The sequence below is a fragment of the Accumulibacter sp. genome, from assembly GCF_036625275.1.
Taxonomy (GTDB): Bacteria; Pseudomonadota; Gammaproteobacteria; order Burkholderiales; family Rhodocyclaceae; genus Accumulibacter.
Genome location: NZ_JAZKUD010000002.1, coordinates 61,756 through 75,269, shown reverse-complemented (window position 1 = coordinate 75,269; position 13,514 = coordinate 61,756). Strand labels below are relative to the sequence as shown.

At 59.5% G+C, this 13,514-nt stretch carries 14 protein-coding genes; 11 read left to right on the top strand and 3 right to left on the bottom strand.

Annotation, left to right across the window (positions count from 1 at the left end; all coding sequences use genetic code 11):
* Positions 1 to 798, top strand: a complete 798-nt coding sequence (locus tag V5B39_RS01615; protein ID WP_332340917.1) for a sulfite exporter TauE/SafE family protein — start codon at positions 1 to 3, stop codon at positions 796 to 798.
* On the opposite strand, the gene V5B39_RS01610 is transcribed toward V5B39_RS01615, so the two are convergent.
* From V5B39_RS01610 to ahpC, 3 genes are all read right to left on the bottom strand, one after another.
* Positions 793 to 2,520, bottom strand: coding sequence for a response regulator (locus V5B39_RS01610; RefSeq protein ID WP_332340916.1), 1,728 nt, complete (start codon positions 2,518 to 2,520; stop codon positions 793 to 795). The genes V5B39_RS01615 and V5B39_RS01610 overlap by 6 nt on opposite strands.
* 97 nt (positions 2,521 to 2,617) lie before the next feature.
* On the bottom strand, positions 2,618 to 4,177 hold the full coding sequence (gene ahpF / locus V5B39_RS01605) for an alkyl hydroperoxide reductase subunit F (protein ID WP_332340915.1): 1,560 nt from the start codon (positions 4,175 to 4,177) through the stop codon (positions 2,618 to 2,620).
* Between the two features lie 114 nt (positions 4,178 to 4,291).
* Complete coding sequence (gene ahpC / locus V5B39_RS01600; RefSeq protein ID WP_332340913.1) at positions 4,292 to 4,855, bottom strand: alkyl hydroperoxide reductase subunit C; 564 nt, start codon at positions 4,853 to 4,855, stop codon at positions 4,292 to 4,294.
* A 193-nt stretch (positions 4,856 to 5,048) separates the two neighbouring features.
* Here ahpC and mnmG point away from each other — a divergent pair, with 193 nt between their 5' ends.
* The 10 genes from mnmG to atpA all read left to right on the top strand — a co-directional run bounded on the left by mnmG (position 5,049) and on the right by atpA (position 13,503).
* Positions 5,049 to 6,971, top strand: a complete 1,923-nt coding sequence (gene mnmG, locus V5B39_RS01595) for a tRNA uridine-5-carboxymethylaminomethyl(34) synthesis enzyme MnmG (RefSeq protein ID WP_332340911.1) — start codon at positions 5,049 to 5,051, stop codon at positions 6,969 to 6,971.
* Positions 6,968 to 7,603, top strand: a complete 636-nt coding sequence (rsmG, locus tag V5B39_RS01590) for a 16S rRNA (guanine(527)-N(7))-methyltransferase RsmG (protein WP_332340909.1) — start codon at positions 6,968 to 6,970, stop codon at positions 7,601 to 7,603. Before mnmG ends, rsmG begins: the two co-directional genes overlap by 4 nt.
* 13 nt (positions 7,604 to 7,616) lie before the next feature.
* Positions 7,617 to 8,429: a ParA family protein gene (locus tag V5B39_RS01585; protein WP_332340908.1), complete on the top strand. Its 813-nt coding sequence runs from the start codon at positions 7,617 to 7,619 to the stop codon at positions 8,427 to 8,429.
* Complete coding sequence (locus tag V5B39_RS01580; protein ID WP_332340907.1) at positions 8,426 to 9,268, top strand: ParB/RepB/Spo0J family partition protein; 843 nt, start codon at positions 8,426 to 8,428, stop codon at positions 9,266 to 9,268. The genes V5B39_RS01585 and V5B39_RS01580 overlap by 4 nt, the downstream gene beginning before the upstream one ends.
* A 145-nt stretch (positions 9,269 to 9,413) precedes the next feature.
* The gene (locus tag V5B39_RS01575) at positions 9,414 to 9,770 is read left to right on the top strand and encodes an ATP synthase subunit I (RefSeq protein ID WP_171047297.1); all 357 of its coding nucleotides are present in this window, start codon (positions 9,414 to 9,416) and stop codon (positions 9,768 to 9,770) included.
* A gap of 17 nt (positions 9,771 to 9,787) precedes the next feature.
* Complete coding sequence (gene atpB / locus V5B39_RS01570) at positions 9,788 to 10,558, top strand: F0F1 ATP synthase subunit A (protein WP_332340903.1); 771 nt, start codon at positions 9,788 to 9,790, stop codon at positions 10,556 to 10,558.
* Positions 10,559 to 10,655: 97 nt separating this feature from the next.
* Positions 10,656 to 10,907 carry a F0F1 ATP synthase subunit C gene (gene atpE, locus V5B39_RS01565; protein ID WP_034921580.1) on the top strand — a complete coding sequence of 84 codons (252 nt, stop codon included), beginning with the start codon at positions 10,656 to 10,658 and terminating at the stop codon, positions 10,905 to 10,907.
* A gap of 35 nt (positions 10,908 to 10,942) precedes the next feature.
* Positions 10,943 to 11,413 carry a F0F1 ATP synthase subunit B gene (locus V5B39_RS01560; RefSeq protein ID WP_332340902.1) on the top strand — a complete coding sequence of 157 codons (471 nt, stop codon included), beginning with the start codon at positions 10,943 to 10,945 and terminating at the stop codon, positions 11,411 to 11,413.
* Between the two features lie 4 nt (positions 11,414 to 11,417).
* Positions 11,418 to 11,954: a F0F1 ATP synthase subunit delta gene (locus V5B39_RS01555; RefSeq protein WP_332340900.1), complete on the top strand. Its 537-nt coding sequence runs from the start codon at positions 11,418 to 11,420 to the stop codon at positions 11,952 to 11,954.
* A gap of 10 nt (positions 11,955 to 11,964) precedes the next feature.
* On the top strand, positions 11,965 to 13,503 hold the full coding sequence (gene atpA, locus V5B39_RS01550; protein ID WP_332340898.1) for a F0F1 ATP synthase subunit alpha: 1,539 nt from the start codon (positions 11,965 to 11,967) through the stop codon (positions 13,501 to 13,503).
* Positions 13,504 to 13,514 lie beyond the last annotated feature (11 nt).

Below are 13,514 nucleotides of genomic sequence, written 5' to 3'. Positions count from 1 at the left end.
ATGGCGGTCTCTGATTACTCGCTGCTGGCCGGCTTGGCCGTGGCCGCGCTGTTTGCTGGTTTGATCGATGCAGTGGTTGGTGGCGGTGGGCTGATCCAGATCCCGGCGTTGTTCAACGCACTGCCGCAGGAAATGCCGGCGACTCTCTTCGGGACCAATAAGTTTTCGAGCGTATTCGGCACCAGCAATGCGGCCTGGCGCTACGCACGCCGTGTCGAAATGCCTTGGCGAACGACATTGCCGGCCGCTCTGGCGGCGTTTGCCTGCTCCTATGCCGGCGCGATGGCCGTCACCTGGCTGCCGCCGGCGATGTTGCGTCCGCTGATTCTGGTATTGCTCGTCGGAGCGGCAGCTTACACTTTCGTTCGGCGCGATTTTGGGGTGGTTCACCAGCCCCGGCACAAAGGCGGACAGGAGTTTGCCTATGCCTTGATTCTGGGCGGCGCGATCGGCTTCTACGATGGTTTTTTTGGGCCTGGGACCGGCAGTTTCCTGATCTTTCTGTTTGTCCGCCTTTTCGGATTTGATTTCCTGCATGCCTCGGCAGCGTCGAAAGTGGTCAATGTCGCCACCAACATCGCCGCACTGGGCTTTTTCATTCCGCACGGCCACTTTTTACCGTGGCTGGCGTTGGTGATGGCCGGCTGCAACGTTCTCGGCTCGCTCCTCGGCACTCATCTCGCGATACGTCATGGCAGCGGTTTCATCAGGAAGGGGTTCTTGTGCGTGGTGAGTGTCCTGATTATCAAATTTGCGATCGACACTATTCCATTCAAATTGCCATTCAAATGGCTATAGGAAGCTGCTGCCCTTGCTGCGCAGCGTTCCCGAAGCGCTGAACGGAACCGTCGCGACGCCGTATTTGCGTGCGACGCGCTGGTATAGCTCGCGCGCCGAAACGACCTTGGGGTTGCGCATCTCCCTGGCCTGTGCCAGTTGCAGGAAACGAATACCCCGTCTGGCCAGCACAGGATCCCAGCCCTTGCGTTCCAGCAGAGTGAAAATCGCCTTCGTGGCATTAACCAGAAATTGCAGATTGGGTACCCGTTCCGCGGCCTCCATCAACAACTTCACCGAGCCTTCGACATCGCCGCGGCGGGCGGCCAGAACGCCGCGGTTATTGAGTTCTACGATTTCCCGACCGACCTGCGCGAGCAGCGCCTGACCGTCTGCGGCCTTGCCGGTTTTGGCGTAGATGCTCTGGACTTGGGCGATCATGATGCGGTTTTCATGGTTTTCGGCGGCGATCCTGCGGACGATCTCGCGCGCGTTTTCTTCGTCGCCAGTGACCAGACAGGCATGTGCCAGATCGAGCGCCAGTTTTTCCGAAACCGCCGCAGCACGGCCTTCGTCTTTCAAGGTTTCATGCAGGAGGAGCGCCTTCTCCACTGCCCGCTTGGCCTTGGCAGGTTCGCCCTCCTTGTTTGCACACAGGCTTTCCATGACCAGCGCAGCAAATTCGCCTTGCTGGTTGCCCCGCCAGTCACGCCGGAGTTCTTCGGTGACCAAGCGGGCAGCCGTGGTATGACCACGGTCGAGCATCACCCGTGAAAGATTGGTGTAGTCGTCAATGTCTCTCAGTGACGAGTTGCGGCGACGCTGGAGCACCTTGCCGTAGGCTTTTTCGGCGACCTGGAGATCCTGGTTACGTGCCGCCACGTCGCCAACCATGCGTTGTCGTGTCGAATTGTTGGGCGAGATCATCGCCGCGCGCTGCAACACTTCCTGGGCTTCCGGAAGCTTGCCCACCTCTTCCTGCACTTCGGCGAGAAAGTCGTAGGCCGCAATAAATTCCGGGAAGTCGTCGATGAGTGATTGTCCGAATGCTTCAGCCTCGGACATTTGTTGTTGTCCTCGCAGTGCCATCGCCAGGCCCATGCGGGCCCAGGGAACAGCCCGCTGTGCCAGAACCTGCTGGTAGACGCGCTGCGCTTCAGCATGGCTGCCCAGCGTATTGAGTATTTCTCCCTTGAAGCGCAGGGCGTCAAAACGAAAGCCGCTGTCCTGTCTGATCAGACGTTCACAGGTCGCCAGCGCTTCAATGTAAGCACCGTTGTCGAGGTGTTCGTAGAGTGGCGCGAAGAAGCGCTTCTTGTGGAGCGCGCGCGCCAGGCGTACGTTCAGTTCGTGGGCGGTAAAGGGCTTGATCAGGTAGTCATCCGGCGCCAGTTCGGCCACCGAGGCAACGTTGTGATAGGCGCGTTCACTGGTGATCACGATGAATACGGTAGACCGTGGCAGGAGTTGTTGCGCGCGCAACTCTTCGAGGAGTTGCTGGCTGTCACGCTCGTCCTCGAGCAGGTAGTCGGAGAGGATGATGTCGAAACGGTGCGCCCTGAGTTGCCGGAAGACGTCGGCCGAGGTGCCGGCATTGTCGATGAGGCCAACCCCCATCGCCGAAAGCGTCATGCGCAGCGAAGTGCGGGCGTTCGGATAGCGATCAATCAGCAGTGCCCGCTTGCTCGACATTTCCTTGCCGAGGGTTTGCTGCAGGTCCGCAGTCGTCTCGGGGATCTTCATGGCTTGAACCTTACCTGAGCGTGGTCTGGTGATCAAGCCGTCAGAGGGGTCCCTTCTGGCCGTCAGCCCCTGCGGGTGCTGACGGCAGAACCTTCCTTCAGGAAAGCGAGCGACGAATCAGGTGGTCGAAGGCGCTGAGCGCGGCTTTCGAGCCTTCGCCCATGGCGATGACGATCTGCTTGTAAGGAACCGTGGTGACGTCACCAGCGGCGAAGACGCCCGGCAGCGAGGTTTCGCAGCGCGCATCGATCTCGATCTCGCCGTGCCGAGAGAGGGTGATGGTGCCCCTGAGCCACTCGCTGTTGGGGAGCAGGCCGATTTGCACAAACACCCCTTCGAGATCGATGCGCCGCGACTCACCACTGGCACGATCGGTGTACAAGAGGCCGTTGACTTTCTGGCCATCGCCGGTGACTTCGGTGCTCAAGGCCTGGGTGATCACCTGCACGTTGGACAGACTGAAGAGCTTTTTCTGCAAAATGGCGTCGGCACGCAAAATGGCTTCGAATTCAAGGAGGGTGACTTGGCCGACGACGCCGGCGAGGTCGATCGCCGCTTCAACGCCGGAGTTCCCGCCCCCGATCACGGCCACCCGCTTGCCCTTGAACAAAGGCCCGTCGCAGTGCGGGCAGTAGGCGACGCCATGGCCGCGATACCGCTTCTCGCCGGGAACATTCATCTCGCGCCAACGTGCCCCGGTGGCGATGATCACCGTCTTGCTCCTGAGCCTGGCGCCGCTGGCCAGACGGACTTCGGTCAGTCCCTCTTCACGGTTCGGCAGCAGCGCTTCGGCGCGCTGCAGATTGATGATGTCCACATCGTATTCCTTGACGTGTTCCTCGAGTCCGGCGGCGAGTCGTGGACCATCAGTCTCCTTTACCGAGATGAAGTTCTCGATCGCCAGGGTATCGAGCACCTGCCCACCGAAACGCTCGCTGACCACGCCGGTACGAATACCCTTACGGGCTGCGTAGATCGCTGCAGCGGCGCCTGCCGGGCCCCCGCCGACGATCAGCACGTCGAAGGGTGCGCGCGCCGAGACCTTTTCCGCCTCGCGCTGCAGGGCGCCGGTATCGATCTTGCCGATGATTTCCTCGAGCGTCATGCGACCCTGCCCGAAGGGTTCACCGTTCAGGAGGATCGTTGGCACGCCCATGATCTGGCGTTCGGTCACTTCACCCTGAAACAGCGCTCCGTCGATCATCTGGTGACTGATGCCTGGGTTCTGCACCGCCATCAGGTTGAGCGCCTGCACGACATCCGGACAATTGTGGCACGACAGCGAAATGAAGGTTTCAAAATGGAACTGCCCAGGAATGGAGCGGATCTCCTCGATTACGCTGGCCTCGATTTTGGGCGGGTGGCCACCGGTGTGCAGCAGGGCCAGAATCAACGAGGTGAATTCGTGTCCCATCGGGATGCCGGCAAAGCTGATCCGCGCGGGTTCGCCGGGCCGACCGACCGAGAAGGAGGGCCTGCGCACTGAATGGCCATTTTTCTGGACGCTGACCTTGTCCGAAAGGGAAGCGATGTCCTGCAGCAGGGCCAGCATCTCTTGTGCCTGGTTGCTGCCATCGAACGTACCGACCAGTTCGACCGGATGCTGGATTTTTTCAAGGTAGGCCCGCAGCTGAGCCTGGATGTTTGCGTCTAACATGCGTCTTGTCCCCGGTGAGTGGCATTGCAAAGGGGCCGCCAGGGCGGCCCCTTTGCAATGAGGCCCCGGATCACGCGGCAGAACAAGCAGTCTGCCGCGCGTCTCTCACGGTTCTTAAATCTTGCCGACCAAGTCCAGCGACGGGGCCAGCGTTGCGTCACCCGGCGTCCACTTGGCCGGGCAGACTTCACCTGGGTGGCTGGCGACGTACTGGGCGGCCTGAACCTTGCGCAACAGTTCCTTGGCGTCACGACCAATGCCGAGGTCGTGGATCTCACAGACCTTGATGATGCCTTCGGGATTGATCACGAAGGTGCCGCGCAGCGCCAGGCCTTCTTCTTCGATCATCACGTCGAAATTGCGGGTGATGGTACCGGTTGGGTCGCCGAGCATCGGATACCGGATCTTCTTGATGGTCTCGGAAGCGTCGTGCCAGGCCTTGTGTGTAAAATGCGTGTCGGTGGATACCGCGTATACTTCGACGCCGATCTTCTTGAACGACTCGTACTCGTCAGCCAGATCACCCAGTTCGGTTGGGCAGACGAAGGTGAAGTCAGCCGGGTAGAAGACAACAACAGACCATTTGCCCTTCAGGTCGGCGTCGGATACAGGACCAAACTTGCCGTTGTGAAAAGCAGTGGTTTTGAACGGTTTGATTTCGGTGTTGATCAGTGACATCTTGAGCTCTCCTTCGAGTTCGGTGAATGAAAACAAGCGACGAGCGGGATCATAGTGGAGCCGCCAGATTTGTTCCAATTAGTTCTGATAATTCAAGCCATAGTCCAAGGCTATTTGGCTGGTCTTTCAACAAATTGCCGTAGAATGCCGGTCTTTTCCAGAGTCTTCCGCATGCTGCAAATGGCGACCGTCCATGTTATTTCCTGAACGTTTCGAGGTCATTGTTGTCGGGGGAGGCCATGCCGGCACTGAAGCGGCGCTCGCTGCAGCGCGGATGGGTGTCAGGACCTTGCTGCTGACGCACAACCTGGAGACACTCGGCGCGATGAGCTGCAACCCGTCGATCGGTGGCATCGGCAAGGGGCATCTGGTCAAGGAGATTGATGCTCTGGGCGGAGCGATGGCCGAGGCCACCGATGTGTCCGGCATCCAGTTCCGGATTCTCAATGCGAGCAAGGGTCCGGCGGTGCGCGCGACGCGCGCGCAGGCAGATCGCGTGCTGTACCGGCAGGCAATCCGCTGTCGCCTCGAAAACCAGCCAAATCTGGTGATCTTCGCGCAGGCATGTGATGACCTGATGCTCGAAGGCGACCATGTCGCCGGTGTCGTGACCCAGTTGGGCGTGCGCTTTGCCGCGCGAACCGTGGTCCTCACCGCGGGCACCTTCCTGAACGGCCGGATTCACGTGGGTTTGTCCCATCATAGCGGTGGCCGTATGGGTGATCCCCCGTCGGTTTCGCTGGCCGCCCGCCTGCGCGAATTACAGTTGCCGGTCGGCCGGCTCAAGACCGGCACACCGCCACGGCTGGATGGCAAGACCATCGATTTTTCGACCTTGACCGAGCAATATTCAGACGATCCCTTGCCGGTGTTCTCGTTTCTTGGTGACGCTGCCCAACACCCGCGACAGTTACCGTGCTGGGTGACCAGCACCAACGCTCGGACACACGCGATCATCCGGACCAACCTTGATCGGTCGCCGATGTACACCGGGGTGATCGAAGGCGTCGGGCCGCGCTATTGCCCGTCGATTGAAGACAAGATTCATCGTTTTGCGGCCAAGGAAAGCCATCCCGTCTTTCTTGAGCCGGAAGGCCTGACAACCCACGAGATTTACCCGAATGGGATTTCGACCAGCCTGCCGTTTGATGTCCAGTTGGCCATCGTCCGCTCGATGCGCGGCCTCGGGAGCTGCCACATCCTGCGCCCCGGCTACGCCATCGAATACGATTACTTTGATCCGCGCGGCCTGCGCAGCTCACTGGAAACGAAGGCTTTGCGTGGTCTTTTCTTCGCCGGTCAGATCAACGGTACCACCGGTTACGAGGAAGCTGCGGCGCAGGGCCTGCTGGCCGGCATCAACGCCGCCCTGCAGGTGCAGGAAAAGGAACCCTGGACGCCGCGTCGGGACGAGGCCTACCTGGGCGTTCTCGCCGATGATCTGATCACCCGTGGCGTCTCGGAGCCTTACCGGATGTTTACCAGCCGCGCCGAGTATCGCCTGTCACTGCGCGAGGACAATGCCGACCTGCGTCTGACCGAGCAAGGCCACCGTTTGGGGTTGGTGGGCGAGCAGCGTTGGGCAGCTTTTTGCGAGAAGAGGGAAGCGATCGTACGCGAGCAGGAGCGACTGAAGTTGACCTGGGTACAGCCGGCAAAGCTTACGGAGGAGGACGCGACCAGGATCTTCGGCAAGCCTCTGGAGCACGAATACAACCTGCATGAACTGCTGCGCCGCCCGGACGTGAGTTACTCTGCGTTGATGACGCTGCGCTTGGGCGATCTTTCGGTGGACGCGGGTCTGCGCGATCCACAGGTCATCGAACAGGTCGAGAACCAGGCCAAGTATCAGGGTTACATCGAACGTCAACGGGATGAGGTGGGCAAGAATCTGGCCAACGAGGAAACGTGCTTTCCCGACGATTTCGACTTTTGCAGCATCACGGGTCTATCCAGGGAAGTTCAGCAGAAGCTCGTTCTGCATCGTCCTCAGACCCTGGGGCAGGCTTCCCGCATTCAGGGCGTGACCCCGGCAGCCATCTCGATCCTGCTGGTGCATTTGAAACGCGCACAACTGAATGCGCAGCGCCAGCGAATCGCCGGTCTGGGGTCATGACGCCAGCCATGCAGCTCGCGCAAGGACTGTATGTCCTGGAGATCGATCTTTCGCGCACCGCACAGAACAAGCTGCTCGCCTATGCGGCCCTGCTCGATAAGTGGAACAGGACCTATCGTCTGACCGGCCTGAAAGATCCGTCGCTGGCGGTCAGTCATCACTTGCTCGATTCGCTGGCGATCCTGCCCTTTGTCGAAGGGACGGCACTGCTCGACGTGGGCAGCGGTGGCGGCATGCCCGGTATCCCGCTGGCCATCGCCCGCCCGGAACTGCGGGTGGTTCTGCTGGACAGCAATGCGAAGAAGACGGCCTTCCTGCAACAGGTGGCGATTGAGCTTGGGTTGGCGAATATTGCCGTACACTGCGGCCGTGTTGAAGCGTACAGGCCCGTGGCCAGGTTCCCGACGATCAGCGCACGCGCTTTTTCCGATCTTGCCGAGCTCGTGAAATTGTCGCGTCACCTGTTGCAAACGGAGGGTCATTGGCTGGCCATGAAAGGTCTTTGGCCACAGGACGAAATGGCAAATCTGTCGGTTGATGTGGTCGTCGATGCGGTGCATCGCTTGAACGTGCCGGGCATCACCGGTGAGCGGCATCTGGTAGTCATGAGCAGCAGCCAGGCGCGGCATTGAGGAGGGAGTCGATTTGGCAAGAATACTCGCGGTAACCAACCAAAAGGGCGGCGTCGGCAAGACGACGACGGCTGTCAACCTCACGGCTTGTCTTGCCGAAATCGGCCAGCGCGTGTTGCTGATCGATCTGGATCCCCAGGCCAATGCCACAACCGGTTGCGGTGTCGTCAAGAGCGAGGCGCTGTCGACGGTTTACCAGATTCTGATCGGTCGTTCGACGATGCGTGGCACCAGCCTGCGCACTGAATTCGGCTTCGACCTGATGCCTGCGAACCGCGAACTTGCGGGTGCCGAGATCGATCTGATCAACCTCGGAAAGCGCGAGTATCGACTGCGCGACGCGCTTGCCGACATCCGTGGTGATTATGATTTCATCGTGATGGATTGCCCGCCCGCACTGAACCTGCTGACCGTCAACGGGCTGGTTGCTGCCGATACCGTGATGATCCCGATGCAATGTGAGTACTACGCGCTGGAAGGCCTGACTGACTTGGTGGCGACACTGAAGAAGGTGCGGACCAAATTGAATCCGGTGCTCGAGATCGAAGGTCTGCTGCGGACCATGTACGACCCGCGTTCGACGCTGACCCAACAGGTTTCCCGCGAACTTGAACGGCATTTCGGTTCGAAGGTTTATCGGACGATCGTTCCGCGCAATGTCCGCCTGGCCGAGGCTCCGTCCTATGGCAAGCCGGTGATTGCATTCGACCGCGGCTCGAAGGGCGCACAAGCGTATCTCTTGTTGGCGCAGGAGATTCTTGATCGGCACGCCGGCAGCGCCGGCAGGGTGACCGCGGCGCTTGCCGGGGCTGGAGTGGAGCCATGAAGCTGAAAGGACTGGGGCGTGGCCTTGATGCTCTGCTGGCGGATAATGATGCTCAGAGCCGGGAACAGCAAAGAACGCTGCCGGTCGGTCGGCTCCAGCCGGGCAAGTATCAGCCACGTACGCGCATGGACAGCGCTTCCCTCGAAGAACTGGCCGCCTCGATCAGGGTGCAGGGGTTGATGCAGCCAATTCTCGTACGGCCGGTCAGCGACGACCGTTACGAGATCATTGCCGGCGAAAGGCGCTGGCGAGCGGCGCAGATGGCTGGTTTGACCGAGGTCTCTACTTTGATCCGGATCATTCCGGATGAAGCCGCGCTGGCCATGGCACTGATCGAGAACATCCAGCGCGAGGATCTCAACCCGATTGAGGAAGCGCTGGGTTTGCAACGATTGATTGATGAGTTCTCGATGACCCACCAGCAGGCAGCCGATGCCGTCGGACGATCACGACCGGCAGCGTCGAATTTGCTGCGTCTGCTGCAGTTGGCTGCACCGGCGCAGGAGCTCCTGATGCGCGGGGAAATCGACATGGGGCATGCGCGCGCGCTCCTCCCGCTGGCGGGTGCGCTGCAGGTCCAGTTGGCGCAACGAGTGGCGCAGAAAGGCTTGTCGGTGCGCGAAACCGAGCGACTGGTCCAGTGTGCCCTCAACCCACCGAAAGAAGTCACCACGCCAAGCAGGCCGGATCGCGATGTGCTGCGACTGCAGGACGAACTGGCCGATCTGCTCGGCGCCCAGGTAGCGATACGAGCCAATAAACGCGGGGCGGGCAAGGTGCTGATCGAGTTCGGCGACCTTGATCAACTTGAAGGAATTTTGCAGCGCCTGCGCCATTGATGCGCCGCATCATGGGAGCCCTTCCCGGGCCCCCCGATCCTGGCTGCAGGGCAGATTCTATCAAGGAATCCAAACTTTTTTGCAGTTGCGGTTTGATTCCTTACGGTGAGTCTGGTATCCTGCTGGTGTTTTGGAGGGACTAGCCGTGCATCCGCAGGTCCGCTGGGTCCTGGTCTGCCAGTTGGTGGTCACCCTGGCAGTGGGGTTGGTCGCGGGGGTTGCTCTGGGATTTGATGCGGCGGTTTCTGCGGTACTCGGTGGCGGGATTGCCATGGCCAGTGCTTCTGCTTATGCATGGCGGGCCTTGCGGTTATCGAAGCAGGCGGATGCAAGAAGAGTATTTCGGGATCAGGTGGCAGGTGAGGGTTACAAGTTTGCCGTAACCCTTTTGTTGTTTACCGTGGTCTTCAAGAGCTACGCACAACTCGCAGCCTTGCCGCTCTTCCTGGCCTATGTGGCAACAGTTGTGGTTTATTGGATGGCGCTGCTCAGGCAGCAATAGTCGAACAGGGGGAATATATGGCTTCGGGCGAGGCATTGACGACGAGTGGATACATTGTCCACCACCTGACCAACCTGACCGTCGGTCACGGTTTCTGGACTTTTCACCTGGACTCCCTGATCGTATCCGGTCTTCTCGGCCTGTTCGCCTTCATCGGTATGGCCAAACTTGCCAGCAAGGCGGCCGTCGTCCAGCCGGGCAAGCTGCAAACCTTCGTCGAAATGCTGGTGTCCTTTATCGATCAGCAGGTCAAGGATACCTACCATGGCAAGAGCGCGCTGATTACGCCGATGGCGGTCACCATCTTCGTCTGGGTTTTTCTGATGAATGCGATGGATCTGATTCCGGTCGATTTTATTCCTTTCGTCCTCGGCTTTGCTGGCGTCCATTATTTCAAGGTGGTACCGACCACCGACCCGAACCTGACTTTCGGCATGTCCCTGACGGTGTTCGCGATCATGTTGATCATGGGCGTCAAGGTGAAGGGTGTCGGGGGCTTCCTGCATGAGGTGTTGACCGTGCCGTTTGGTGCCAAGCTGGCGCCACTCAATCTTCTCTTCCGGGTCATTGAGGATGTCGCCAAGCCGATTTCGCTGGCGCTGCGTCTGTTCGGCAACATGTACGCCGGCGAGATGGTGTTCATCCTGATTGCCCTGCTGGGTCTGTGGCAGTTGCCACTGGCTCTGCCCTGGGCCCTGTTCCATATCCTGATCATCACCTTGCAGGCCTTCGTGTTCATGATGCTCACCATCGTGTACATGTCGATGGCCAGCGAGTCCCACGGTTAACTGGCCGACTGCCCGGTTGCGAGTTTGATTCACGTTGTCTTCGTTTAACCCATTTAGCATGTTTTACTAGGAGAAAGTAATGGAAGCCGCTCTGTCTATGTTGCTTGGTAACACCGCCATCGCCGTCGCCATCCTGATCGGTGCGGGTGCTCTCGGTACCGCCATCGGTTTTGGTCTGCTCGGTGGCCGGTTCCTTGAGGGCGCCGCTCGCCAACCGGAAATGATTCCGACTCTCCAGGTAAAGATGTTCATTGTTGCGGGTCTTCTCGACGCGGTCACCATGATCGGTGTCGGTATCGCGCTGTTCATGCTTTTTGCAAATCCCTTCATTGCTGTCGTCAAGGGCTGATCGCTTTTCGGACTAACTCTTAACAGGAGGTTAGCGTGAACATCAACGCAACGTTGATTGGCGAAGCGATCTGGTTTGGCGTGTTCATCTGGATCACCATGAAATACGTCTGGCCTCCGTTAGCCAAGGCCATGGCCGATCGCCAAAAACTGATCGCTGAGGGGCTTGCTGCCGGCGAACGTGGGAAGCACGAGCTGGAGCTGGCGGGCAAACGTTCTGCAGATGCCCTGCGCGACGCCAAGGCAAAGGCTGCCGAAATCATTGCTGCCGCCGAGAAGCGCGGCGCTCAGATGGTTGAAGAGGCGAAAGTGACGGCGAAAATTGAAGCCGACAAGGTGGTCGCATCGGCAAAGGCCGAGATTGCGCAACAGGTCGAGCAGGCAAGAGCGGAACTGCGTGGCCGTGTCGCCGATCTGGCCGTGGCGGGTGCCGAGCGCATCCTGAAGCGCGAAGTCGATGCCAGGGCACATGCCGAAATGCTGATCGCGCTCAAGCAGGAACTCTAAGACCATGGCCGAACTCGTTACCATCGCGCGCCCCTACGCTGAAGCGGTTTTCCGCATCGCGCTGGAAAACAAGGCGCTGACGGCCTGGTCCGAGCGGTTGTCGCTGCTTTCTGCCATTGCCACGGATGCACAGATGCGTTCCTGCATCGGCAATCCCGAGTTGTCCGCCACGCAGAAGAGTGCGCTCTTCAAGTCGCTGATCGGCAAGGCGCAGGATGGTGGCGAAGCCAGTCTGATCGACGTTCTTGCCAACAACGAGCGGCTTTCCGCCTTGCCGGAAATCGCGGGTCTCTTCGAGGAACTGAGGGCTGCGCAGGAGGGCGTCAAGGAAGCCACGATCTACAGTGCCTTTCCCGTTGACGATGCGCAGCTCAAGGCGCTGATCGAGGATCTGGAAGCGCGCTTCAAAACCCGGCTGACTGCCGAAGTGGTCGTCGATCAATCGCTGATCGGCGGCGTCAAGATTGTGGTTGGCGACCAGGTTCTCGATACCTCCGTACGTGGAAAATTGGAGAGCCTGCGGTTGGCGCTCAAGAACTAGGAGAATTTCCATGCAGTTGAATCCTTCCGAAATCAGCGAACTGATCAAGAGCAAGATCGAGAATCTTGCGATCAGCGCCGATCTGCGCACCCAGGGCACCATCGTTTCGGTGACCGATGGTATCTGCCGTATCTACGGCCTGACCGATGTCATGCAGGGAGAGATGCTCGAGTTTCCAGGCAATACTTTCGGCATGGCCTTGAACCTCGACCGCGACTCGGTTGGCGCGGTGGTTCTCGGTGAATACGAGCAAATCAGCGAAGGCGACACCGTCAAGACCACCGGCCGCATTCTCGAGGTTCCGGTGGGTCCGGAGTTGCTCGGTCGCGTGGTGAACTCGCTCGGGCAGCCGATCGACGGTAAAGGTCCGGTCAACAACAAGTTGACCGACAAGATCGAAAAGGTCGCACCCGGTGTCATCTGGCGCAAATCGGTTTCGCAACCGGTACAGACCGGGCTGAAATCGATCGACGCCATGGTGCCGATCGGTCGCGGCCAGCGTGAATTGATCATTGGTGACCGGCAGACCGGCAAGACCGCAGTGGCCGTGGATACGATCATCAACCAGAAAGGCCAGAACCTGATCTGCATCTATGTTGCGGTCGGTCAAAAGGCCTCAACCGTCGCCAACGTGGTACGCAAGCTCGAAGAGAACGGCGCGATGGAATATACCATCATCGTGGCTGCGACCGCTTCCGAATCCGCCGCTCTGCAGTACATCGCGCCCTACTCGGGTTGCACCATGGGCGAGTATTTCCGTGACCGTGGTCAGGATGCACTGATCATCTACGACGATCTGACCAAGCAGGCGTGGGCTTACCGCCAGGTTTCGCTGCTTTTGCGCCGCCCGCCAGGACGTGAAGCCTACCCTGGCGACGTGTTCTATCTGCACTCGCGCCTGCTTGAACGCGCAGCACGCGTTTCCGCAGAATGGGTCGAGAAGTTTACCAATGGCGAGGTCAAGGGCAAGACAGGCTCGCTGACGGCCCTGCCGGTCATTGAGACGCAGGCAGGCGACGTGTCTGCCTTCGTTCCGACCAACGTCATCTCGATTACCGATGGTCAGATCTTCCTGGACACCGACCTGTTCAATGCGGGTGTGCGTCCAGCGATTGATGCCGGTATCTCGGTTTCCCGGGTCGGCGGTGCTGCCCAGACCAAAGTCATCAAGAAGCTGGGCGGGGGGGTCCGTCTGGCGCTCGCCCAGTACCGTGAACTGGCCGCCTTTGCGCAGTTCGCATCGGATCTCGACGAGGCGACCCGCAAACAGCTTGATCGTGGCCGTTTGGTCACCGAACTGATGAAGCAGCCGCAGTATTCGCCATTGCCGATTTCCGAGATGGCGATCACCCTGCACGCGGTTAACAAGGGCCTTTTCGACGATGTTGAAGTGAAGAAGGCGCTTGCCACCGAGAAGCAAATGCACAGCTTCGTCAAGCAAAAATACGCCGACCTCGTGACCAGGATCGAAACTACCAAGGATCTTGACGCTGACACTGAGCAGAAGCTCACCAAGGCGATTGAGGAATTCAAGGCCACACTGGCCTGATCGATCAAGGA

What these genes read in the sequence shown, in the direction of transcription:
- V5B39_RS01615 (WP_332340917.1), top strand. Translation starts at nt 1, where the DNA reads ATGGCGGTCTCTGATTACTCGCTGCTGGCCGGCTTGGCCGTGGCCGCG.
- V5B39_RS01610 (WP_332340916.1), bottom strand. Translation starts at nt 2,520, where the DNA reads ATGAAGATCCCCGAGACGACTGCGGACCTGCAGCAAACCCTCGGCAAG.
- ahpF (WP_332340915.1), bottom strand. Translation starts at nt 4,177, where the DNA reads ATGTTAGACGCAAACATCCAGGCTCAGCTGCGGGCCTACCTTGAAAAA.
- ahpC (WP_332340913.1), bottom strand. Translation starts at nt 4,855, where the DNA reads ATGTCACTGATCAACACCGAAATCAAACCGTTCAAAACCACTGCTTTT.
- mnmG (WP_332340911.1), top strand. Translation starts at nt 5,049, where the DNA reads ATGTTATTTCCTGAACGTTTCGAGGTCATTGTTGTCGGGGGAGGCCAT.
- rsmG (WP_332340909.1), top strand. Translation starts at nt 6,968, where the DNA reads ATGACGCCAGCCATGCAGCTCGCGCAAGGACTGTATGTCCTGGAGATC.
- V5B39_RS01580 (WP_332340907.1), top strand. Translation starts at nt 8,426, where the DNA reads ATGAAGCTGAAAGGACTGGGGCGTGGCCTTGATGCTCTGCTGGCGGAT.
- atpB (WP_332340903.1), top strand. Translation starts at nt 9,788, where the DNA reads ATGGCTTCGGGCGAGGCATTGACGACGAGTGGATACATTGTCCACCAC.
- atpE (WP_034921580.1), top strand. Translation starts at nt 10,656, where the DNA reads ATGTTGCTTGGTAACACCGCCATCGCCGTCGCCATCCTGATCGGTGCG.
- V5B39_RS01555 (WP_332340900.1), top strand. Translation starts at nt 11,418, where the DNA reads ATGGCCGAACTCGTTACCATCGCGCGCCCCTACGCTGAAGCGGTTTTC.
- atpA (WP_332340898.1), top strand. Translation starts at nt 11,965, where the DNA reads ATGCAGTTGAATCCTTCCGAAATCAGCGAACTGATCAAGAGCAAGATC.